Annotated in this window: 25 protein-coding genes, 1 tRNA gene, 1 pseudogene and 1 riboswitch; of the genes and pseudogenes, 8 read left to right on the top strand and 19 right to left on the bottom strand. The window is 47.8% G+C overall.

The window, feature by feature from the left end; all coding sequences use genetic code 11:
• Positions 1–6 precede the first annotated feature (6 nt).
• From P364_RS0106500 to P364_RS0106455, 10 genes are all read right to left on the bottom strand, one after another.
• Positions 7–876: a type II secretion system F family protein gene (locus P364_RS0106500; protein ID WP_024629334.1), complete on the bottom strand. Its 870-nt coding sequence runs from the start codon at positions 874–876 to the stop codon at positions 7–9.
• Positions 877–888: 12 nt separating this feature from the next.
• Complete coding sequence (locus P364_RS0106495) at positions 889–1656, bottom strand: type II secretion system F family protein (RefSeq protein ID WP_029880787.1); 768 nt, start codon at positions 1654–1656, stop codon at positions 889–891.
• Positions 1657–1675: 19 nt separating this feature from the next.
• A complete protein-coding gene (locus P364_RS0106490; RefSeq protein WP_024629332.1) occupies positions 1676–2980 on the bottom strand; it encodes a CpaF family protein in 1305 nt (434 codons plus the stop codon).
• The gene (locus P364_RS0106485) at positions 2977–4200 is read right to left on the bottom strand and encodes a nucleotide-binding protein (RefSeq protein WP_024629331.1); all 1224 of its coding nucleotides are present in this window, start codon (positions 4198–4200) and stop codon (positions 2977–2979) included. The genes P364_RS0106490 and P364_RS0106485 overlap by 4 nt, the downstream gene beginning before the upstream one ends.
• 162 nt (positions 4201–4362) lie before the next feature.
• A complete protein-coding gene (locus P364_RS0106480) occupies positions 4363–4746 on the bottom strand; it encodes a VOC family protein (RefSeq protein WP_024629330.1) in 384 nt (127 codons plus the stop codon).
• A 272-nt stretch (positions 4747–5018) separates the two neighbouring features.
• Positions 5019–5882, bottom strand: a complete 864-nt coding sequence (locus P364_RS0106475) for a DUF6612 family protein (protein ID WP_024629329.1) — start codon at positions 5880–5882, stop codon at positions 5019–5021.
• A gap of 98 nt (positions 5883–5980) precedes the next feature.
• Complete coding sequence (locus P364_RS0106470; protein ID WP_024629328.1) at positions 5981–6403, bottom strand: thiol-disulfide oxidoreductase DCC family protein; 423 nt, start codon at positions 6401–6403, stop codon at positions 5981–5983.
• 147 nt (positions 6404–6550) lie between these two features.
• Positions 6551–6829, bottom strand: coding sequence for a hypothetical protein (locus tag P364_RS0106465; protein WP_024629327.1), 279 nt, complete (start codon positions 6827–6829; stop codon positions 6551–6553).
• Positions 6830–6927: 98 nt separating this feature from the next.
• Positions 6928–7173 carry a zinc ribbon domain-containing protein gene (locus P364_RS0106460; protein ID WP_024629326.1) on the bottom strand — a complete coding sequence of 82 codons (246 nt, stop codon included), beginning with the start codon at positions 7171–7173 and terminating at the stop codon, positions 6928–6930.
• Between the two features lie 206 nt (positions 7174–7379).
• Positions 7380–7799 carry an organic hydroperoxide resistance protein gene (locus P364_RS0106455; RefSeq protein WP_024629325.1) on the bottom strand — a complete coding sequence of 140 codons (420 nt, stop codon included), beginning with the start codon at positions 7797–7799 and terminating at the stop codon, positions 7380–7382.
• A 456-nt stretch (positions 7800–8255) separates the two neighbouring features.
• Here P364_RS0106455 and P364_RS0106450 point away from each other — a divergent pair, with 456 nt between their 5' ends.
• Positions 8256–9551, top strand: a complete 1296-nt coding sequence (locus tag P364_RS0106450) for an Nramp family divalent metal transporter (protein ID WP_029880785.1) — start codon at positions 8256–8258, stop codon at positions 9549–9551.
• A 150-nt stretch (positions 9552–9701) separates the two neighbouring features.
• Here the strand turns inward: P364_RS0106450 and P364_RS0106445 are convergent, their stop codons facing one another.
• Complete coding sequence (locus P364_RS0106445; RefSeq protein WP_024629323.1) at positions 9702–10394, bottom strand: HAD family hydrolase; 693 nt, start codon at positions 10392–10394, stop codon at positions 9702–9704.
• Between the two features lie 165 nt (positions 10395–10559).
• Positions 10560–10958 (bottom strand): hypothetical protein, encoded by a 399-nt coding sequence (locus P364_RS0106440; protein ID WP_228469185.1) that lies wholly within the window; start codon positions 10956–10958, stop codon positions 10560–10562.
• 117 nt (positions 10959–11075) lie between these two features.
• A riboswitch (cyclic di-AMP (ydaO/yuaA leader) is annotated at positions 11076–11251 on the bottom strand.
• A 367-nt stretch (positions 11252–11618) separates the two neighbouring features.
• Here P364_RS0106440 and P364_RS0106430 point away from each other — a divergent pair.
• Entirely contained in the window at positions 11619–12095 is a 477-nt protein-coding gene (locus P364_RS0106430) for a glutathione peroxidase (protein WP_024629320.1), read from the top strand.
• Here the strand turns inward: P364_RS0106430 and P364_RS38665 are convergent.
• A pseudogene (locus tag P364_RS38665) lies at positions 12071–12139 on the bottom strand (hypothetical protein); the annotation flags it as partial. The gene P364_RS0106430 and the pseudogene P364_RS38665 overlap by 25 nt on opposite strands.
• A 106-nt stretch (positions 12140–12245) precedes the next feature.
• Positions 12246–12328 (bottom strand) — tRNA-Leu (locus P364_RS0106425).
• Between the two features lie 420 nt (positions 12329–12748).
• Between P364_RS0106425 and P364_RS0106420 the strand changes: the two genes are divergently transcribed.
• The 3 genes from P364_RS0106420 to P364_RS36070 all read left to right on the top strand — a co-directional run bounded on the left by P364_RS0106420 (position 12749) and on the right by P364_RS36070 (position 14609).
• Positions 12749–13450, top strand: coding sequence for an urease accessory protein UreF (locus tag P364_RS0106420; protein ID WP_052016528.1), 702 nt, complete (start codon positions 12749–12751; stop codon positions 13448–13450).
• A 273-nt stretch (positions 13451–13723) separates the two neighbouring features.
• Positions 13724–13927: a hypothetical protein gene (locus P364_RS0106415; RefSeq protein WP_024629318.1), complete on the top strand. Its 204-nt coding sequence runs from the start codon at positions 13724–13726 to the stop codon at positions 13925–13927.
• A gap of 28 nt (positions 13928–13955) precedes the next feature.
• Entirely contained in the window at positions 13956–14609 is a 654-nt protein-coding gene (locus P364_RS36070; RefSeq protein ID WP_024629317.1) for a hypothetical protein, read from the top strand.
• 25 nt (positions 14610–14634) lie between these two features.
• On the opposite strand, the gene urtE is transcribed toward P364_RS36070, so the two are convergent.
• The 5 genes from urtE to urtA form a co-directional block, all read right to left on the bottom strand.
• Positions 14635–15330 (bottom strand): urea ABC transporter ATP-binding subunit UrtE, encoded by a 696-nt coding sequence (gene urtE, locus P364_RS0106405; protein ID WP_024629316.1) that lies wholly within the window; start codon positions 15328–15330, stop codon positions 14635–14637.
• Positions 15308–16117 (bottom strand): urea ABC transporter ATP-binding protein UrtD, encoded by an 810-nt coding sequence (urtD, locus tag P364_RS0106400; RefSeq protein ID WP_024629315.1) that lies wholly within the window; start codon positions 16115–16117, stop codon positions 15308–15310. Before urtD ends, urtE begins: the two co-directional genes overlap by 23 nt.
• Complete coding sequence (gene urtC / locus P364_RS0106395) at positions 16080–17171, bottom strand: urea ABC transporter permease subunit UrtC (protein ID WP_024629314.1); 1092 nt, start codon at positions 17169–17171, stop codon at positions 16080–16082. Before urtC ends, urtD begins: the two co-directional genes overlap by 38 nt.
• A gap of 21 nt (positions 17172–17192) precedes the next feature.
• Positions 17193–18098, bottom strand: coding sequence for an urea ABC transporter permease subunit UrtB (urtB, locus tag P364_RS0106390; RefSeq protein ID WP_024629313.1), 906 nt, complete (start codon positions 18096–18098; stop codon positions 17193–17195).
• 152 nt (positions 18099–18250) lie between these two features.
• Positions 18251–19501, bottom strand: coding sequence for an urea ABC transporter substrate-binding protein (urtA, locus tag P364_RS0106385; RefSeq protein ID WP_024629312.1), 1251 nt, complete (start codon positions 19499–19501; stop codon positions 18251–18253).
• Positions 19502–19761: 260 nt separating this feature from the next.
• On the opposite strand from urtA, the gene P364_RS0106380 reads away from it, so the two are divergent.
• From P364_RS0106380 to ureC, 3 genes are read left to right on the top strand one after another with little or no spacing between them, the layout of a single operon-like run.
• Positions 19762–20064: an urease subunit gamma gene (locus P364_RS0106380; protein ID WP_024629311.1), complete on the top strand. Its 303-nt coding sequence runs from the start codon at positions 19762–19764 to the stop codon at positions 20062–20064.
• Positions 20065–20082: 18 nt separating this feature from the next.
• Positions 20083–20472 (top strand): urease subunit beta, encoded by a 390-nt coding sequence (locus P364_RS0106375; RefSeq protein ID WP_024629310.1) that lies wholly within the window; start codon positions 20083–20085, stop codon positions 20470–20472.
• On the top strand, positions 20469–22187 hold the full coding sequence (gene ureC, locus P364_RS0106370) for an urease subunit alpha (RefSeq protein ID WP_024629309.1): 1719 nt from the start codon (positions 20469–20471) through the stop codon (positions 22185–22187). The genes P364_RS0106375 and ureC overlap by 4 nt, the downstream gene beginning before the upstream one ends.
• Positions 22188–22316 lie beyond the last annotated feature (129 nt).

Raw genomic sequence — 22316 nt, 5'->3', positions numbered from 1 at the left:
TTCCTCCTACATATTCATCATCATAAAAGCAGGTGCCCCGATCATCACCACAATCGAAAAAAAGATCAGCACCATCGGAAACACCAGTTTGGAAGAAGCCTGTTCCCCCTTAGCCCGACTAACGGCCTTGCGTTTCTCCCATAACACATGGGACAGATCCCGCAGCGCCAATACAAAGTCACCTCCCCCTCGCCGGAAATTCAGCAGCACCGTTGTTGTAAATATCGTCACTTCCTGCACACCACAGCGACGACTGAACTGTTCAAACGATTGTTGAAACGAATAACCATTATTCCAATCACCAACCGTCTTTCGTAGCTCGTTGTAGAGGGGATGATCACGTTCTCCCTGACTGGCTACACAGTGAACAATGGCACGCTGTACCGTTTCCCCTGCTCCAACCAGTAAGACAATTCGGTTCAATAACTCTGGCAGCTCCATGAGTATGTCCTGATCTCTTCGCTGCACTTTGGTGTTAAGGTCTTTATATAGTGCAAAAGGCAGTGCAACACCCAATGCCAGTCCACCTACCATACCTCCAAGCCCCATATCCCCAACGAGCGACAAAAGGCAGCCTATGAGCAACATCAGCCACGAATAAGTCAGCATTTCAGCACAGTAGAGCATTGTTTTCTCTCCACTATGCTGTATGCCATACATTTTCTGAATGGCATGCTGCATGCGGAACATGATTACAGGCAATCTGCGGCCCACCTCGAACTTGTCCAGTAAAAACAAAAAGGGGCCATGCAGCTTCTTCAGACGTAATCCTTCCATATCCAGTTTGCGCAGATGTCGGTAGGTCTGTCCTCGCGTTCGATCAAGCACCAGCCACCCTGCTCCGAGCACCCCTCCGAAAATAACGGGAAGCAGCATCGTGTCAGCTCCTTATACTTTGATATCCATAATGCGTGTAATCCACAAATAACAGCAGGCAAGTAACGCCAATGCCCCGCTTGAGATCATATATCCCATCCCGCTATATAACGGCTCCATAAAATCCTTGGCCGTAAAGTTCAGAAAAATCAGAAAAATAAACGGAGCGGCAAACATCACTTTGGATTCAAACTTTTTCTGCGCCACCGCTACCATGATATCCTGCTGAATATCCAGCTTCTCACCAATGACCGCAGAGGTTCGCCTCACCACTTCGACCAGGTCTCCACCGGTTCGCTTACAAGTGATGAACACATCGGCAAAGTTTGTGATATCCTCAATTTTGGCGCGATCCGAGAAATCTTGCAGTGCCTCTTCAATGGGCTGACCATACTCCATCCGCGTCCTTAGAATAGTGAATTCACGAATGAGATCTGTATCCGCCTCAGGATTCAGCATACGCAGATCCTCCACTGATTCCTTAAATCCGTTCTCTACCGATTTTCCAGCTGCCAGCGCAGAGGACAACGCATATAATGCCTGCTTAAAATGTAAACTGAGTGTCATTCTTCTGCGTTCCAGCAGCACTTTGGTCCAATGTTTCGGTACCCATATACACCCCGCAGCCAATATCAATCCGGCCAACCAATGATGATAGAACAGGATACCGATGCCAAAGAACAACAAACCACTAATCAGCATGCAGACCATCCGCTGTCTCCTGGATAGCGTATAGACGGTGTAGTCCGTTAACGCCTGTCTGGCCTCGCCCAAATTCATCACCTTCCAAAAAAGATAACTAATTTACGTTGTTACTCGATTTAATCAACTTATCATTATTGCGTTCTATGTACTCGCTCAGCCAGTCTCCCAGCCCTGCCATCTGAATTTTGTCCACTTGTCTCAGCGTCCCAACTTGCACGAGTCCGCCAATAATCCTGCCTTCTTTTTCTTCGATTTCCTGGAAACGAAACAGTGGATTGAGCAGTACTTCTCCGTCCTGCATGCCAATCACTTCACTAATCTCAGTCACCCGACGTGAACGGTCCCGTAAGCGGGATAAATGTACAAAGATATCAATGGCCGAGCTGATCTGCTGCCGGACAACTGCAATGGGAAGATCAGCTCCACTGAGCACCATGGTCTCCAATCTGCTGATCATATCCGAGATCGTATTTGCGTGTCCCGTGGACAACGAGCCATCATGTCCAGTGTTCATGGCCTGCAACATATCCAGCGCTTCTGCTCCCCGCACCTCACCAATAACAATTCGATTCGGGCGCATCCGCAAGGATGACTTGATCAGGTCCCGAATGGATATTTGCCCCTTACCCTCGGTATTAGCATTCCGCGTCTCAAGCGATACCAGATTGGGTACTGTGACAATCTGCAATTCAGCAGAGTCCTCAATCGTGATGATCCGTTCATCCGCCGGGATAAATTGAGATAATGCATTTAGGAAAGTGGTTTTCCCCGACCCAGTTCCGCCGCCGATAAAGATATTGTATTTGCTGCGCACCAACTGCTGCAGCAATTCTGCCGCTTCCTCATGCAAGGCACCTTTATCAATCAGATCCGACATCTTCATTGGTTCACTCGGGAATTTCCGAATCGTCATGGTCGGACCTTTCAACGCAATCGGAGGCAGCACGATATTGACCCGCGACCCGTCTTTCAACCGTGCATCCACAATTGGAGAAGACTCATTCACAATCCGGTTCACCCCGGATACGATCATCTGAATAATGTCTTCCAGTCGTTCCCTGGACTCGAACTCCAGCGTGATCTGTCTAACTTCACCTTCCTGCTCAATGAAAATCTCCCGGTGACTATTGATCATAATCTCTGTAATTTCAGGATGATCCACCAATGGCTGCAGAATATCTAGGCCTCGAAAGGAGTCAAATAACCGTTGCACCAGCGTATGACGCTCCCCGGAGGTCAGATCTTCCAGCGTCGGGTCAGAGAGCACTTTACGCTCAATCCCCTGCCACAGTTCATCATCTCCAGCAGAGGATGTTAAATCCAGACCTGCTCTGACCTCGCGACGCATGATTTGAAACTGCTCTTCACGGTCCAGTATCATCTTGGATGAATCCGTCATAATGACCACCCATCAGCCTTCTGTATCCGCCCCGTCTGCTTCAGTTCTTCGTCTCCATCCTGCACGATCATGGCGCATAGTCTCTTCACTTCGCGTTGAAAGATCGGTGAACTAAGCATCACTTCCTCCTGACTCAGCTGCTTCCAGGAAGGGATATACGGCAGCACAGCATCCAGATGCAGATCAGGACTTGGCAGGGCATTAATGACGCTGTCCCGATACTTGTTAACAATGAACCGGGCACGGTCAAGTACACTTTCATACAGATCCGGTTTGGTGCGTTTCGTATGCTGCATCCATTGACCCCAGCGGTGCATAGAAGAGATGTCATCCTCAACCAGCCACACAAATGCATCGGCAGCATCGAAAATCCCGTCACTGCGCCCGTCCCAGCCTGAGTCCCCATCCAGAATGAGCACATCATATTGCCCACAGTCCGCCAAATACCGGATCAGGCTCTTCGTATCCTCACGGGACATTTGCAGCAGTTCCTTCCGATTCGATAACGGCCAGAATACATCCGACTTCAGCGCCTCGTGACGAAGCACGTATCCGTCAACCCCTTTGGAGGAAGATTGCACTTGTCCCTGTTTGCCTGATTCCCTCCTGCCCACCTTCAAATCATAAAGCAGACGCGACAGCCCCGTTTCTGCATCAGGTATAAGCTGTCCACTTCTAGACAGACCCTTCTCCAGAAACGGCATTGAGCTATCCAGCGTCTCCAGATTGAGATACAGAACAGCATATCCCGCAACCCCCAGTTGCTTTGCCATATGCATCGCCACCGCAGTCTTGCCACTCCCGCCGGAAGCTGATACAACTCCAATAGAGAGCGCCCCCTGTCCCGGACGATGAGTCTTCTTCCGACGTGGCTGCCGACAAGCATGGAGAACAGCGTCCATCAGGGCAGGCAAAGGTTGATATTTCATCAGCCGTTTATCCTCATCCACCTCATCCAGTCCTTCACTCAGCATCAGCCATGGAATACCCGAGGTTTCGCCCCCGTTACTCAGCCAGCTGTTCAGAAAATCAGGTTCCGCAATAACCAGATCTGGCAGTTCCCGTCCTTCCTGTTCGTTCATATGGTCTTTGAATGGTTCCCATTGTGAAAAAGCGGTGAAACGTATATTAGAGCCAGACGAACTGCCTTGTACAAAATCAAGCCATGCGCTGATATACTCTCTGTCTTTGGAAGCCAGCACTGCCTTTAGAACAATCAATTTTTCTTCCCTCCCTGCAAAAAAAGCACAAAAAAGCACCGTCCAACAACCGCAAAAAATATGCAGTATATGGACGGTGCTTCCGTCACGTGCTATGAATGTATGGATAATATAGCATACAATTTCTGGAGGAGCAAGGGATTTATTCAAACGATAATCCGTTCAAGAATGATAAGGTGCATCAAATTCTACAATATTGCGATCAGGGTCTAACACAAATATCTGTGAAAAACCGGCAACACTATCTGGTCTAGCCTCATACTCAATTCCCTGCTGTTCCAGCCAGGCCAAAGTCTCCTTGTAACTCTTCACCCAGATCGCAAAGTGTCCATCCGTTGTATCGATACCTGCCTCACGAAGCGTATGTCCCTGCGGATGCTGCAACAGATGAAGCTGTTGACTACCAATGGCATACCATGTGCCTGTGGAGTTAAAAGGCGGCCGCTCAATCTCCTGCATGTGGAGCAAACCAGAATAGAATTTTTTCGCAACCTCAAGATCACGTACAGCCAGACTCACATGGTGGATATGTGCATATTCAATCATTTCTTTGACCTCCTGCCTGAAATAGCTTTCCCTCAACTTCCATCAACTCTAAATCGAATCGCTTACATTGACTATACTATAACACCTTAAACGCTGACCACAACGCATACAATAAAAGAAAAACACCCCTGAATGAAATGCATCGAACCTATCGGTTCACACAAATTCATATCAGAAGTGCTTTCTCCAGAAAGCCCACCTCATCGTAGCTTAGCTTTAACTAGGCTACATTCTCATCAGAGAATATGAACCCCGCTCTAACAGCTCACTCCTTATTTAGCACTATCCAATGCTTCTTGCGGGATCTTAATCTCTTCCACGCCGTTATGGTTCGAGAACGTGCTGGTCATTTTCATGTCCATCGAAATTTTCTGTCCTTCCTGCTCCATTTCCATCACCATGTCGACATCCGTACTTGCAGGCAGGTAGGTTTCTTTGTTAATCATATATTTCATTTTCATGCTGGTAATATTCATTTGATCAAGCATGGCTTGAGTCTGAGCATCCGATCCGTTTTGCTCCATGACTGCTTTGGCCAGCTCCTTCACGTTATCACCGGATACGTCAGCGTTAATGACGTAGTTGTCGCCTTCTTCCGTAATCTTGGTGTCCTCTGCAATCTTTTTGAATTGCTCCAGCTCACCTTCCGGATTCATGCTTGACTGCATTTGCTCAATCAATGGTTTCGTTTGATCATCAGGAATCTTGACCCATTGCTCTCCCACCTGGGAATAAATATGATCCGAAGTAATATACTGCTTCACATTCTGCGCTTCCTGTCCGGGCATTTCCATCTTCATCTCCTGATAGATCATCATCGGGTCCTTGATGATATCCATCTTCAGCGATGTTTTCACCTGTTGATCCTGGGACTGTTCGCCAGACACCAGCTTCAAATTTTGATCAATATTGGCTTCGGTAGTGAAGCTTTTCATGTCTTTCGTCGCTGCATTCGTTTTCTCAATTAACTCGTCCAATGTGGGGATCTTTGTCTCCTGCTCCGCAGTTGTATTGCCCTCGTTAGACGTTTCGTTGCCAGCTGGCGGCGTTGCTGTACTGTTATCTGCATCGCTTCCGCAAGCGGTCATGCTTACTGCCAATAATGCCCCAATAATTAATGTAGTCCACTTCTTCAAGTTATTTGCCCCCCATAATAGAATTGATCCGTACTCATTACCCAATTATTTCCGTTATTAATCAATCACTCTGATACAATATGTTACACTTCAGTTATTCAAAGGAAACGTTCCTTCATTTCAGGTGTAGGCAGCATGCACGCTTCATCTTTACCGAACCAGCGATATCGGTTGCGAGCTACCGTGTTATATATGGCATTGCGAATAAATTTTGGTATAATAATTAGCCCGTACAATAAGGGATAAGGGAATTTCAATCCTTTGGCCAGCCGCAGCGCTGCGGTGGAACGCGTATAATATTTCCCATCCTCAATGAGTACAAAAGTATCCATGCTGTCTGTGGACAGATTGCCCTTCTTCAGCAATGTTTTCGCTACATCCGATTGAAGTGATGCAAAATGATATTTCCCCTCAGGGTCACGCTTGATAATCCACTTCGTTAAGCCTTGGCAGAAATGACAAACTCCGTCCACAAGCACAATCGGGTGTCCCTGATGCTGATCCGTTTGATTTGCAGTCATAATCGTGGCCTCCTCATAGTTGTGCTATTAGAGTAAATTACCCGTTTCGAGTCATCTCGATCGCTTTTTTTTACATTTTATTTAGGTGTAACGAAAAAAAGAAAAAGAGCGCAGGCTCTGTGCCCACGCTCGTATCTGTTTTGGCAATTACTCGGCAATTGCCTTTTCCATCCATTGGTCGTCAATCATCTGTTGATGAAGGTCACCAGCCCACTGGTCCATGCATTTGCAAATGAAATCTTTGCGACATACCGGACAAGGGGTTTTCTGTAGACGGCTGATATTGGTCAGCTTCCATTCCGGGGAATGGGAGTAGAATACACGGCATTGTGTACCGTCTACCAATTTCATTTTAAATTCATACAATCCGTCTTCCTTGTTGCCACTAGCTAGTTCTAAATTTGCAATACGCGGTCTATAAGACATGGATATCACCTGTTAATTCAAATTTGGTTCATGCAATGACACTTCTTAGTACTAAGTCATATTAAAGAAATTTTAGTTCGATGTCAACTCACGCACATTTACCCGCCAAATAGAATATCAAGAATGGTACCCACCTGACCCTGTTTTTTCCCTTTCAATACATCCGGATCGAATACTTCAACATATCCACAGGAAGAACAGGCGACGAAGAGATAATGATTGTGCTGAATATCGAACATTTTGCTAAGTCCAGCTCCTGACATGGACACTTCCTTAATATTACAATCCGTCCCCCTGCATTTTGTACATACAAATCGTCGTTCTATCATCTCTTCAATACTCAATATTGTTCCCCCCTCATTCGAATGTATGACATCAAGCAAGAGTAGATTATGTAAAATAGTACGCTGTCCGCCATGCAATCTCCTGCATTCCAACGGGATTATACAATACAAAACCCTGCCGATGGCCAGCAGGGTCTTGTACTCGAACGTCAGGTATCCAAGGATACCCTGCTCTATATGTTCCCTCTACTCCAAGGAGTCAGGTCTTAAACTACATTAAGTACCACATCAATATTGCCGCGTGTTGCTTTGGAGTAAGGACAGAAATCATGTGCCTTGCGCGCCAGATCTTCGGCTTGACTGTGATCCACACCAGGCATGCTCACATCCAAGCGTACCGACAGCTGGAAACCGTCATCCGCAGGGTCTTTGCCAATGGATACATTGCTGGTTACCACCACATTCTCCAACTTCACGCCTGCTTTGCGCGCCACATTGGCGAGGGCACTCTCATAACATGCACCGTATCCAGCTGCAAAGAGCTGTTCAGGGTTGGTTCCTTCACCACCAGGGCCTCCAAGCTCTTTTGGCATTTTCAGATCATGCTTGAGCACACCATCCGAAGAAGCCACCGAACCTGTACGTCCACCTTTAACTGTCGCTGTTGCTGTATATAAAGCTTCCATTAAGAATCTCTCCTTCACCTTCAAATTTTTTAACGCCTACTATTCAATTTAAACTTCTGGCTTATTTTGAAACGCATGTTGTTCCTTATTCAGCTTTTACATCTTTATTATTTTCATGCACGTGAAATGCACATTGGTTATTTATTAAGGGTTGGGTAATATACTAAGGCACAACTCCTTCTCCGGTAAATCTTGTCCTTCTACACAAAAGTTGCACTAGACAAAAATAATTGAAGGAGTACAATGTAAGTATCAACATAAACGTTTAGACATATCGAAAGTAGTTTAATTACGTTTTTGATTTTGATTTCATTTTGATTTCAATGTTCAAATTTAATCAAAGGAATGACACCGTTCCTCTTCATATAGAATATCAATACTTCAAAGTCGGGTGATTATATTATGAGCAAAAAAAATCCGTTCAACGCTCCTTCCAATGAACCATTGGCTGCGGGTATGGCCCCATCTCTCGGAGAAGCCCACAGCTCCATGAAGGTGCCTCAGAACGCTGCTTGGTGGAAAAAATTCCTTGCTTTTGTTGGGCCGGGTTACCTGGTTGCCGTTGGATATATGGATCCCGGGAACTGGGCAACTGATATTGCAGGTGGTTCACAATTCGGTTATACGTTATTGTCCGTTATTCTGATTTCAAACCTGATGGCTGTTGTGTTACAGTCTCTCGCTGGTAAGCTCGGGATTGTCACAGGACGGGATTTGGCGCAAGCCTGCCGCGAACGATTCAGCATGCCTGTCGTGATGGTGTTATGGATATTGTGTGAGCTTGCGATTGCAGCCACCGACCTTGCGGAGGTTATTGGTTCAGCCATCGCACTCAAGCTGCTATTCAACATTCCCATGTTATATGGCGTCATTATTACAGCAGTCGATGTTCTCGTCATTCTTTTGTTGCAAAATAAAGGCTTCCGCGCATTGGAATCGCTCGTTATTGTGCTGATGGCTACTATCGCCCTCTGCTTTGGGATTGACCTGTTTCTCGCTAAACCGGATATGGGCGGCGTCATGCACGGCTTTGTACCAAGTGCCGAGATTTTGCAAAATCCAGCCATGCTCTACATCGCCATCGGAATTATTGGCGCAACCGTGATGCCCCATAATCTGTATCTGCATTCTTCTATCGTACAGACCCGTCAGATTGAAAAGACAACTAAGGGTAAAAAAGAAGCGATTCTGTATACCACCATGGATTCAACCATCGCTTTAACGCTGGCCCTGTTCATCAATGCAGCCATCCTGATTGTGTCTGCTGCCGTGTTCCATAGTGCAGGCATGACCCAGGTTGCGGAAATTACGGATGCTTACCATCTGCTGACACCTTTGCTGGGAACCACCATCGCCAGCATCCTGTTCGGTGTAGCCCTGCTGGCTTCAGGCCAGAACTCAACACTCACCGGCACACTGTCCGGTCAGATTGTAATGGAGGGCTTCCTGAACATTCGTATTCCGGCGTGGCTTCGTCGGCTGGTAACACGTCTGATTGCAATCATCCCGGCCGTTATCGTAACAGCTATTGCCGGAGAGCACGGAACAGAAGAACTGCTGATTCTGAGCCAGGTTCTGTTGTCGCTGCAGCTCCCCTTTGCCGTTATTCCACTGATCATGTTTACAAGTGACAAAAAAAGCATGGGGGATTTTGCTAACAAGCTGTGGCTCAAAATCATCTCCTGGATCATTGCCGGAGTTATCGTTATCCTGAATGTGTATCTGATCATCCAGACCATTCGGATGTTCTAGGTTACATGGAACTACACTCTATATTGTCTAACTCAAAAAGGCTGATCAACTCAAGTAATGTATCCCTTGAGATGATCAGCCTTTTATATGTTCGAGCAGTTTGAGCAGCAACCTAATCCATACGGATTAGCTCATAATATCACTCTTTATTTAGTTGTCTGAATTTTGAGTTACCATCAACAAGGGAAGTAGTTCATCCAGTGATTCAACTGTCCAGTCCGGACGCTCTGCTTCTGCTAGCTCCGGCTGGAACCTGCCATACCCCTGCAAAATTCGGATCGTGTGCATACCCAGCTTCTTAGCCGGAATAATATCATTATCAATCCGGTCGCCGATCATGACCGCTTCCTCCGGTTTACATCCCGCCTGTTTCAGAGCTACAGCATACAATTCAGGATCAGGCTTGGACACTCCTTCTTCAGCCGAACAGGCCAGCACATCCACGTACTTGCGCAAACCGTAGCTATCCAGCCGATTTTCCGTCCCCGGGCTCTGATTGGCAATGATGCCAATCTTATAGTGCTGCGACAACGTCTGGAGAACAGCGTCGGCTGACGCGAAGGGGCGTTCAAGCTCTTTACGGAACTTCAGCTTCTCCTGTATCTGTTCCCGATGCCCCTCATCGCTGATCAGGGTACGAATAGCCAGTTTCATCGGCCATTGCTCGTAATTTCGGTAGGAAGCGGCAAATAGTTCTCGTACTGTCTGCATCTCCACCTGATAACCAAGCGCACAAGCTTCTCGAACGAACTGACCTATAATATCATCCACCGGCTCCCACTCGTCCACAAGCGTATCCCCCACATCAAAGAACAACCATTCTATTCCACGTACATCCGGCACGCCTATTCCTCCTCGTTAGCCACAGGAAATTCATTCCCCCATTACCCAAACCATAAAAAAGAAGACCCACCATCACGCATGAGTCTCCTCAAGATTCCGTTTATTTATGATTTCAATTATAACAGGCAGCTGACACCGGATCAATCACAGGAATAGTACCAACCACTAACCATTAAGCAGAAACCCAACTTCCCCATTCAAGGAATACACAATACGGTCTGCTCCCATTCCCCGATAGATGCCTTTGGGGTGGCTTTGTTCTGTAATGACACACAGGGACTTGGATGTCCAGGAGCGGCAGATTTGCAAGTATCGGCAGGTCAGGTTTAGGCTATTTTCAAAAATAAAAACATTGCCTACACTGCCTTGCGGCAAAAACCATTTCTGAGCTGCAGCCGTGTTCATGCGAATGACATGCTCCACACCAATTCTCCGGAGCCTGCGCTCTTCCCCTGCACTGTTGGTCAGAACGGCAAACGGCATTTTTTTGTACATCAGCAATTTGATAAATTTACGTCCTGCTTCATTTGGAGCAGTCACTAAGATCATCTCTTTATCCATCATTCGTTCCTCCCTTGGCGTGAAAAGACAACAAAAAAGAAGCGTGGGGGACCAAGGCCTCCCGGACGCTTCTTCAATAATCCATAGCAAAAAGACACTATGAATCAGCGTACGGCTTGTTGCCTCTCCCTTTAACGCTTACGAGGTTAGCTGACGGATTCGGGCGCGAGAGTCGCCCTATTTCCGGCTGTCACCGGAAAATTCACCCCATGGATGCCTACTGTCTTGGACAGTTCATCCTGTTGGTTCCCCCGTTTCCCACCCATGAATGAATGGAAACTCAGCGATTAAAACATCGTTCCATTATGTTCCTTAATCAGAGCGATATTATCGTTTGTTTCGTTTTTCATGTAAAATTTAATTGAAATTGGAATTACGATATGAATCATACACCCGTGCCATATCGGTGTAAAGTCTGCGCAGATCACCGAATCGACGGATTTTTGCCATTTCACATCAATAATAGCGCTTACAACACATCCATTCTCTACCCATCTCTTCAAAGCTCTCTAATTCTCTCTTTAGCGAAATTCAGGTAGCAAAACATTCACAGTTCATACACGAGAGGTCCAAATGGGGTTAAAAAAACAATATTAATTTTGCAATATTTAATTGCAATCAATATAATAGAAGATAGAAGAATATGAAATGGAGGCGATTTTCATGTCAGTCTACGACTACAAAGTAAACACCCTTCGCGGTCAGGAAGTTGAGATGTCCAACTATCGTGACAAAGTACTGCTTATCGTGAATACAGCAAGCCAATGCGGCCTCACACCTCAATTCAAAGGTCTGCAAGAACTCCAGGACAAGTTCAAAGATTCCCCATTTGAAGTTCTTGGTTTTCCAAGCAACCAGTTTGCACAGGAAAAAGGCTCTTCTGATGATATTGCCGAGTTCTGCCAGATGAACTATGGTGTCAGCTTCCCCATGTTTGAGAAGATTGATGTGAATGGTTCAAGCGCTCATCCTCTATTCCAGCATCTTACCAAAGAAGCACCAGGCGTACTCGGCTCCAAAGCCATCAAATGGAACTTCACCAAATTCCTTGTGGATCAGAACGGACGTGTTTTAAAACGGTATGCTCCCAAAACAACACCTGATAAAATTGAAGCAGACATCAAAGAATTGCTTAAATAACAAGTGAAGGCCATCCGACCCCTGCAGACAGAATGAGCATGCATTCAGGGAAGCGGGTGACCTTTTTTTGTCTGGACTCATCTTTACTGTAAAAAAAACATAAAAAAGAAGCTCCCCATACGGGAAGCTTCTTCTTAATCGTTCTTATGATGCGGTCGAGAGGACTCGAACCTCCACGGGTATACACCCACTACCCCCTCAAGATAGCGTGTCTGCCATTCCACCACGACCGCATGTCGTAAATAATCGGCAACAGAATTGATTATACCCGCTTCAGGTTTAAATGTAAAGCATTTTTAATATTATCATTTTAACTGCGCTTTCCCTTCCAAAAATCGTATAATCTCGTCATTTTCTCCTATAAAGCACATATGATTAAAATTGATCCGTTTTTATATCCGAGCAGGCTGATCACTCTACTTCCTTTATAAGGAACAATTAATCCATTCACCTTTCACAATATAACTTAAAATGTTATACAAATTAACACAAACAAGATTTTAAATTTAAAAAGCAAGAAACTATTGACAAAAAGAGGATATTTATGTAAATATATATATCATATAATTCGGATTTACGAACAGAAAACCAACTAAAACGGAGTATAAATGTTATTTTATATGACATTTAACGAACGTAGGAGGCGAAAGATTGTGAACCGTGGGAATAAGCTGCTCGATTACGTCAAACTGCTTGATTCCTCTATCCAGGTCGGAGGGTTCACCCATTCTTTGGGTATGGATACCCATATTACTGAAGGAACCATTCGCAGTGCTGAAGATTTAGAATCATTCATGCGCTGTCAATTGCACCCCAGTATCGTGCGTCTGGAAGGTATGGCGATTAAAGGCATATACACCGCCACAGATCATAATGACGCGTGGCGTACAGCCCTTATCGACAAACTCGTTCATGTCCAGCGCACCCCCGCCAGCCTAAGGGATCAAGCCTCCACCATGGGCAAACGCTTGATCAAGCTCGCACGCGCACTCCACCCCTGGATTGATTTTAGCGAGCTTGAACATATCCTGACTAAGTACGAATCCGTAGGCTGCCTCCCCACTGTTCACGCCTGGATTAACCACCACCTCGAAATCCCTGTCGAGGAGGCGGTCCTTGGTTACCTGTATTCAGCCATGAGCGCCTGCATAACCGAAGCCTCCAAGGTGATTCCCCTCACTCCCGATACAACCCAGGACCTGTTGGTTCGCCTCGCCGCAGACCTGGAGCATGAATGGCATACCGTCAGCGCCTCCGCTGCGGATGGACTGGTACAACCAGCCTCAATGTCCATGAAAACATTATTCCCCAGCTTCCATATGCTTGGAGCAGGACTTCACGCCTACAGGGCCTGATCTTTACCCCTTCACCCCCATACAACTCACCTCCTCATACAGTAAAACATGAAAAACACGCCGCAACCTCATTGCTGGCGTGTTTTTCATGTCATTTATTTTGTCTATTTAACGTAATTACGCCATTTTACATAATAAAATACACTTATTTCCGTCTTTTTTAATTGTTAGATGACGTAAATACGTATATAATAAATTATACAGCTCGCATATATATATTCTACATCAAGAATAACCAGCTGAATACTATATTCCACTGAGGGGTGAACCCTTTTGAACAAAAAGAAACCTGTGACTCCTTTCGGATGGGCCATCAAACGAAGACTAACCGAGCTCCAGGTCGACCAAAAGACATTTTGTGAACAGTACGACATCCCGCCATACCGTCTGTCCAATCTCATCCACGGTACACGCAAAGCAACCCGGTTCAGGAACCAGGTCGCCGATATTTTGGAAATTCCAGATGATTTAAGATAAGATTTTCTGCCAAGGAGGAGCTCATTTCATGAGGTACTTAATATCCGATCTGGAGAGATTATCGTTCCAGTCTATGCAACACCAGCTCATCATCGTCGACCATAACTGGATCATTCGCAGCTGCAATACGGCTTGGCAACAAGGACTCGGGCAACTGCTTCCCAAACCGGGCGTATCCAGCCAATCCAGCACCATACCCGAAACATCTTATTACCTTCGTTTAATAGAGGGGTGGACATTACGCGAGGAACAAGCAAAGAATGCGAAGATCGTTCAGGAGTTGAAAAGTATCACTGCACCTTTTAAAGACAGTCATACATATGACATCTTCGTTCAAACGGCCCACAACGAACAACGGTGGTTCCGTCTCGAACTCACCCCATTGATTCAGGCCGACCCATCCCTGCTGTCTGATCTCGCACTGATTGCACACACGGATGTTACCGAACAGAAACAAACAGAACGCCAATTGAAGAAAGCTCTGTCCGAAGTGCGCACGTTGCGTGGACTGCTTCCCATTTGTGCTGTCTGCAAACAGATTAAGGATGAACAGGACAGCTGGAATTCAGTTGAAAGTTATCTGGAGAAGCATACTCATGCCGAATTCACCCATGATATCTGCCCGGATTGCATCCGAAGACTATATCCGAAGTACTCCAACATTCTGGACAAGCATGCCTGAACTCTCTCTACACCACGAACCTTAGCTACACAGACAGATGGTGCTCAAACTGCGACATATCCAGTTCCCGCGGTGTTCCTTGCAGTGCAATTGCCCCTTTGTCCATTACATAGATATAATCTGCAGCACCGCGTACAAAATCAATGCTCTGCTCTACCAGCAAGATGGAGATCTCACCCTTTGCTTTAATTCGCAAAATAACCTGCCGGATATCCTCTACGATGGAAGGCTGAATGCCTTCTGTCGGCTCATCCAGAAGCAACAAACCAGGCCTTGAAGCCAGCGCGCGGGCAAAGGCCAACTGCTGCTGCTGACCGCCACTCAGATCACCACCCTGCCTTCCATACATTGTGGCAAGCACCGGAAACATGGCCAGCACATCCTCCGGGAACGTCTTTACTCCTGAGTTGCTTGTCTCCAGACCTAGCAACAGATTTTCTTTTACCGTAAGCTGCGGAAAGATTTCCCGTCCCTGCGGCACATATCCAATTCCCGCCCTGGCCCGCCTGGCCGGGTCGTGGGTGGATAGTTCCTGACCTTTCCACTGAATACTTCCCTTCCGCGCTTTAAGAAGACCCATCAATGTTTTCATCAAGGTGGTTTTCCCTACACCATTGCGCCCCATCAGGCATACCACCCGACCCGGCCGGACATCCAGATTTACGCCGCGCAGCACATTGCTTTCCCCATAACCAGATTCAATTCGTTGCAGCGACAGCATGGTCATCCCTCCTTTTGCCCAGATACACTTCAGCCACTCTCGGATCTTCCTGCACTTCCGCCATCGTACCTTCCTTTAACATCTTACCTTCATGCATCACGGTCACTTTGGCTGCATACTCGCGTACAAACTCCATATCATGCTCCACCACCACAACAGACCGTTCTCGTGCAATCTCCTGCAATAGGCGGCCCGTCTTATGTGTCTCTTCATCCGTCATTCCCGCTGCTGGCTCATCCAGCAGCAATACACGGGGTTCCTGCAGCAGCAGCATGCCAATCTCGAGCCACTGCTTCTCCCCATGGGATAAGACCCCTGCACGCGCATCCACACGTTCCTGCAAACCAATTTGGTGCGTAATCCGCTCCATCGCAGGACTTATTTTCGAATACCGCTGAATGCCTAGCGCCTGTAAAGGAGAACGATGAGTTTCCGCAGCCAGCGTCAGGTTCTCCTGCACGGTCAGCCCAGCAAAGATCGATGGGGCCTGGAACTTGCGCCCTACCCCTTTCCGAACAATCTGGTGCTCCTTCAGGCGTGTCAGATCCGCACCATCCGACATCTTCACCGTACCGGACACAGGCTTGGTTTTGCCACAGATGACGTCCAGCATTGTCGTTTTCCCCGCACCGTTCGGGCCGATCAGAAAATGCAGATCATGTTCATACAGCTTCAGATTCATGCCTTTGACTGCAACAAAACCGCCAAATGCCACCGTAATCCCCTCGGCAACCAGCACTACCGGAACCTCAGTAGACTTTTGGTTTCTCCTGACTGACTGGAACATGCACAACCTCTCCTCTCCGTTTCAGCAAGCGCACGACATGACGGTATACACCAACAAGCCCATTCGGCATGAACAAGACCACGGTTACAAAGAGCCCTCCAATGACAAACAACCAACCTTCCGGATAAGCTTCACTGATACCCGTTTTGGCCGCGTTCAGCACCACAGCTCCGATCACCGCACCAATCAGCGTCCCCCGACCGCCCAATGCAACCCATAACACCATCTCAATTGAAGGCACGATTCCCATCATGGAAGGCGAGATGATCCCTACCTGGAGCACAAATAACATACCAGCAATTCCCGCCAGCGCCCCGGAAAGGGCGAAGGCCAGCGTTTTGAAACCTGCCGGGTCATATCCAAGAAAGCGAACCCGATTCTCCCCATCCCGCGCAGCTTCAAGCACCTGACCGAACCTGCTGTTCACCACCCGGCGACAAAGCAGATAGGCTAGCGCCAGGACAGCAAGCGTTATATAGTAGAGAGCAATCGTTGTCCCTGCCGAATGAAGGGTAAAACCAAAGATGGCGTTATATCCCGTTATACCGTTGGTCCCTCCCGTCCATTCCTGTTTGCCAACGAATAACGTCACTGTAATGAGGACTAAAGCTTGGGTCAGGATTGTAAAATATACACCGGTGATCCGGTTACGGAACGTGAACCACCCCAAGGCAAAGGCCAGTAATGCCGGAAGAGCAATGCCCAGCAATAGCGCCACCGGAAATGACCTAAATGGCTCCCAAAACCACGGCAGACCACTAAGACCACTCCATCCCATAAAGTCCGGAAGTGTTGTACCACTAGCCTGCAGCTTCAGATACATCGCCATGGCGTACCCGCCAAGTCCGAAGAATACGCCATGCCCCAGACTAAGCACCCCTCCATATCCCCAGATCAGATCCAGACCAATCGCCAGAATGGCCAGGGCCAGGAATTTCGCCAACAAACTAAGCCGGAATTCCGTGGAAATAAGCGGAGCCAGACACATCATGATCAGGACAACGGCCCAGATGATCTTCATTTTCAGACTACCCGTCTTGAGAAGTGCAGACATTACATAACCCCCTTTTTCGCATTAATCCAGACTCCGGGTCCGTATGGCAACGAGCCCGCGCGGCTTCCATTGGAGAAAAGCTACAATACAGACAAATACCAACACCTTGCCGATGGAGGCGGAGGTATACGTTTCGAATAACGTATTGAACATGCCAATTCCGAGCGCACCACACACGGTCCCCACCAGTTTCCCGACACCACCTAGCACAACCACCATGAATGCATCCACGATATAATACGTACCCAGTGAGGGGCCAATCGGGCCAATGAGCGTCAATGCACATCCAGCGATCCCGGCAATGCCCGAACCAATGGCAAAGGTCATGCCATCCACTCGTCTGGTGGAAATCCCAAGACAGCCCGCCATACTTCGATTCTGCATCACTGCCCTCATCCGTCTCCCGGAAGAAGTCCGATAAATGTACAAGTACATACACAACAACACAATCGCAACCAGCACAATAATGAAAATCCGTTTGTACGGAAACACAATGCCGTCCGCGATGGTCAGACCTCCATTAAGCCAAGCCGGACTGGATACTCCTACATTTGGTGCTCCAAATATCGTTCGGGCCAATTGTTGCAGCATCATACCTACACCCCATGTCGCAAGCAGACTGTCGAGTGGCCTCCCATATAGATGTCTGATCAGCACCACTTCCAGCAACCAGCCTATTAGAGCCGCCACACCAAAGGCGATAGGCAAAGCCACTATAAAATAGACATCAAACCACGCTGGCGGAGCGTATGAAATGAACAGGTTCTGCGTCACATACGTTGCGTAAGCGCCAATCATGATCAATTCACCATGAGCCATGTTAATGACATTCATCAGTCCAAACGTAACTGCGAGGCCTAAAGCAATCAGCAGCAGGATGGAACTAATGCTTAACCCATTGAACAGTTGCAGGACAAACATATCCATCGCCTTTCCCTCCTCATGCTGTGAACATCCGGATTAAAAATGGGTACAAGACACCATTCCCATTCCACACCAACGCTTTACCGTAACGTTGTATGAGGGTGTGTTGTCTCACCCTCATCGGTTATTCAGCAGTTTTGACGTGAGTTTCTTGTCTATTTGTTACTAAGGGAAGCACCCCATTCGTACGTTTTCAGATACGGATCAGGTTTGACCGGAGCGCCCGAGTTCCACAACTCCTTGAACTGTCCATCTTCCTGCACTTCGCCAATCCGCACCGTTTTGTAGATATGCTGGTTCTCTCCATCCACCGTCACTTTTCCTTCCGGCGCATCGAATTCCAAACCTTTGGCGACCTCCTTCACCTTTTCAACATCGGTTGATCCGGCTTTTTCTACAGCTGCTTTCCACAGATACACCGCCACATATCCCGCTTCAATCGGATCGGCCGTCACCCGATCAGCTCCATATTTTTCTTTATATTTCTCTACAAATGTTTTATTTTCAGGAGTATCTGTTGTCTGATAATAGTTCCACGAAGCCAGATGCCCTTTCAGCACATCCGCACCAATCCCTCGGATTTCTTCCTCCGCCACACTTACTGACAGAGTGGTCAACTGCTCCGAAGAGATCCCGGCATCCTTCAATTGTTTGAAAAAGGCGACATTGCTGTCCCCGTTCAGCGTGTTGTACACAATATCCGGCTTGGCAGCCTTGATTTTGCTGATAATCGTACTGTAATCCGTATGCCCCAGCGGTGTATATTCTTCGCCTACCACTTCGCCACCTTCAGCTGCCAGCTGGGCTTTAATGACCTGATTGGCCGTTTTCGGGAACACATAATCTGAACCCAGCAGGTAGAACTTCTTGCCCCTGTTCTCCAGCAACCAGGTTACAGACGGTACGATCTGTTGATTCGTTGTGGCTCCTGTATAAAAAATGTTGGGTGATGATTCCAATCCTTCATATTGCACCGGATAAAACAACAGACCTTTGTTCTGTTCAAACACCGGAAGCATCGCTTTCCTACTCGCAGAGGTCCATCCGCCAAATACAGCGGCTACTTTGTCCTGCTGAAGCAGCTTCCCTGCTTTCTCCGCAAATGTAGGCCAATCGGAAGCGCCGTCCTCAACCACAGGCTCGATCTGTTTACCCAGAACTCCGCCCGCTGCATTGATCTCTTCAATGGCAAGCATCTCCGCATCCTTAACCGACACTTCACTGATCGCCATCGTTCCACTCAGGGAGTGAAGAACACCTACTTTAATCGTATCTCCGGACGAAGCAGGTTCTCCCGTCCCAACGGAACCCGATGCCTCAGGCGGCGAGCCACCTTCCACACACCCTGTCAACGCAATGACTGCACCGAGCAAAACACTCCATAACTTGACCGACCTCTTCTTCAATAGCCTACACTCCCTTTTTCTAGTCTATTGACGAACATTAAGGTCATATATGTCCGAAATGTTCGTTGATCCAAATTATGGAGGGTCACACTCGACGTGTCAATAATTCTTACATAATTTTATTTCTTGCATACTCGTTTCATGCATAATGCTAATATAATTAGAACCATATTGACAAAGGGTCCACCCTGTGTGAGTATATTTAACATAAAACATGATCCATGACGATATAGACTATCTAAGGGAAAGGTCGGATTGCCTTGCACTGGACTGAACAGGAAAAAGAAAAACTCCTGATTACCGTGGCCGCTAACCTCGCTCGCGAACGCAGAGGACGCGGACTTAAACTGAATGTTCCCGAAGCAATCGCATTATTGACCTCCGAACTTATGGAACGCGCACGCGATGGCATGAGTGTCGCAGAGTTGATGAGATACGGCGGCACGATCCTGACACGTGAAGACTGCATGGATGGTGTGCCCGATATGATTCCTGAGGTACAGGTGGAAGCCACTTTTCCTGACGGAACAAAACTGGTCACGGTCCATGAACCTATACGCTGAGAAAGGCAGGAGAACTCCATGATCCCTGGTGAATATCGCTTAAAACAGGATGATGAGATCGTCTGTCATCCCGATCGCTCAACCGTGCGTCTGATTGTACTGAACCGCGGCGACCGTCCCGTTCAGGTCGGTTCTCACGTTCACTTCTATGAAGTCAATGCTGCGTTGGACTTCGATCGCCCTTCCTCTTTCGGCCACCGCTTGCATATTCCGGCAGGCACTGCTGTCCGGTTTGAACCCGGTGAAGAAAAACCGGTCGAACTCACCACATTTGGCGGCAAACGTCAGATTTATGGATTTAACGGATTAACTGAGGGTTCGGCAGATCAGCCACCTGATCCACAGAAACTGGAAACATTTCTGAAGGCCTTCGCACCCCCTGTGCAGAACGGAGGGGACCCTATATGAAACGAATGAGCCGGGAACAATACGCGTCCATGTTCGGGCCGACGACCGGGGATGCCGTCAGATTGGCAGATACGGAACTATGGGCGGAGATTGAGCATGATTATGCGGTCTATGGGGATGAAAGCAAATTCGGCGGGGGCAAGGTTATTCGTGATGGAATGGGTCAGTCCACCTCTGCCCTTCGCAGTGATGGTACGCCTGATACAGTCATCACCAACGCCGTCATCATTGATCATTGGGGGATTGTAAAAGCAGACATCGGCATCCGCGATGGCCTCATCTGCGCAATCGGCAAATCCGGTAACCCCGATACGATGGACGGAGTTGATCCCGCGCTGGTTATTGGCGCATCGACCGAAATCATTGCCGGAGAAGGCATGATTGTGACCGCGGGAGGTATTGATACCCATATTCATTTTATCTGTCCTCAACAGATTCAAACGGCATTATCTTCAGGAGTAACAACCATGATCGGCGGCGGCACAGGACCTGCAACCGGCACCAAAGCGACCACTTGTACACCCGGAGCCTGGCATATCCACCGCATGCTGGAGTCCGCAGAGGCATTTCCCATGAATATTGGTTATCTCGGCAAAGGCAACAGTTCCAGCACCGCTCCATTAATTGAACAGATTGAAGCCGGTGTCATTGGACTGAAGCTGCATGAAGATTGGGGCACAACGCCAAGCACTATTGATGCCTGTCTGACCGCAGCCGGAGAGCATGATGTTCAGGTAGCCATTCATACCGATACGCTGAACGAGACCGGATTTCTCGAAAATACACTGGCAGCCATTAACGGACGGACGATTCATACCTACCATACGGAAGGTGCTGGCGGCGGACACGCGCCAGATATTATTCGCGCTGCCGGAGAGTCTTACATCATCCCCTCTTCAACCAACCCAACACGTCCTTACACACGCAATACCGTCGAAGAGCATCTCGATATGCTGATGGTTTGTCACCATCTGGACCCGTCCATCCCTGAGGATGTTGCCTTTGCTGATTCACGGATTCGTCCCGAAACGATCGCGGCCGAAGACATTTTGCATGATCTTGGCGTATTCAGCATCATCAGTTCCGATTCGCAGGCGATGGGCCGGGTTGGCGAAGTGATTATTCGTACCTGGCAAACCGCCGACAAGATGAAAAAGCAGCGAGGCAAGCTTGAACTGACCTCAGGCTCCCCTTCCGATAACGATCGGATCAAAAGGTATGTTGCCAAATATACGATCAATCCGGCAATTGCTCACGGTATAGGCCATCTCGTCGGTTCCGTAGAGGTAGGCAAGCTCGCAGACCTGATCGTCTGGAACCCGGTCTATTTCGGAGTAAAGCCCGAGATGGTCATCAAGGGCGGCTTGATCACCTTTGCCCAGATGGGTGACCCCAACGCTTCGATCCCTACGCCGCAGCCCGTATTCGGTAGACCAATGTTCGGTGCCTACGGCGGCGCAATTGCCAAAGGGTCGATCACTTTTGTCTCCCAAGCCGCAGCAGATGCAGGAATCAAGGAGGCATTGGGCTTGAACAAACGCGTAGAACCTGTCAAAGGCTGCCGCTCCGTGAGCAAAAAGGACATGATTCATAACGACGTCACACCCGTCATCGAAGTCGATCCCGAAACCTATGAGGTTCGGGCCGATGGTGAACTTCTCACCTGTGAACCTGCGGATGAATTGCCGATGGCTCAACGCTATTTCATGTTTTGACATCTAATATAAAAAAGCAAAATATAAGTTGAACTGTTCCATTTACACTTGATCACTCCGCTGGCAGAACAACCTTCCGATCGCTGTTATCCCCAGATTTCTTTGACCCCCTTTTGAAAGGGAGAAATC

This window comes from Paenibacillus sp. MAEPY2 (assembly GCF_000499205.1).
In the GTDB taxonomy this organism is placed as follows: Bacteria; Bacillota; Bacilli; order Paenibacillales; family Paenibacillaceae; genus Paenibacillus; species Paenibacillus vandeheii.
This window is presented reverse-complemented; position numbering and strand designations above follow the sequence as displayed.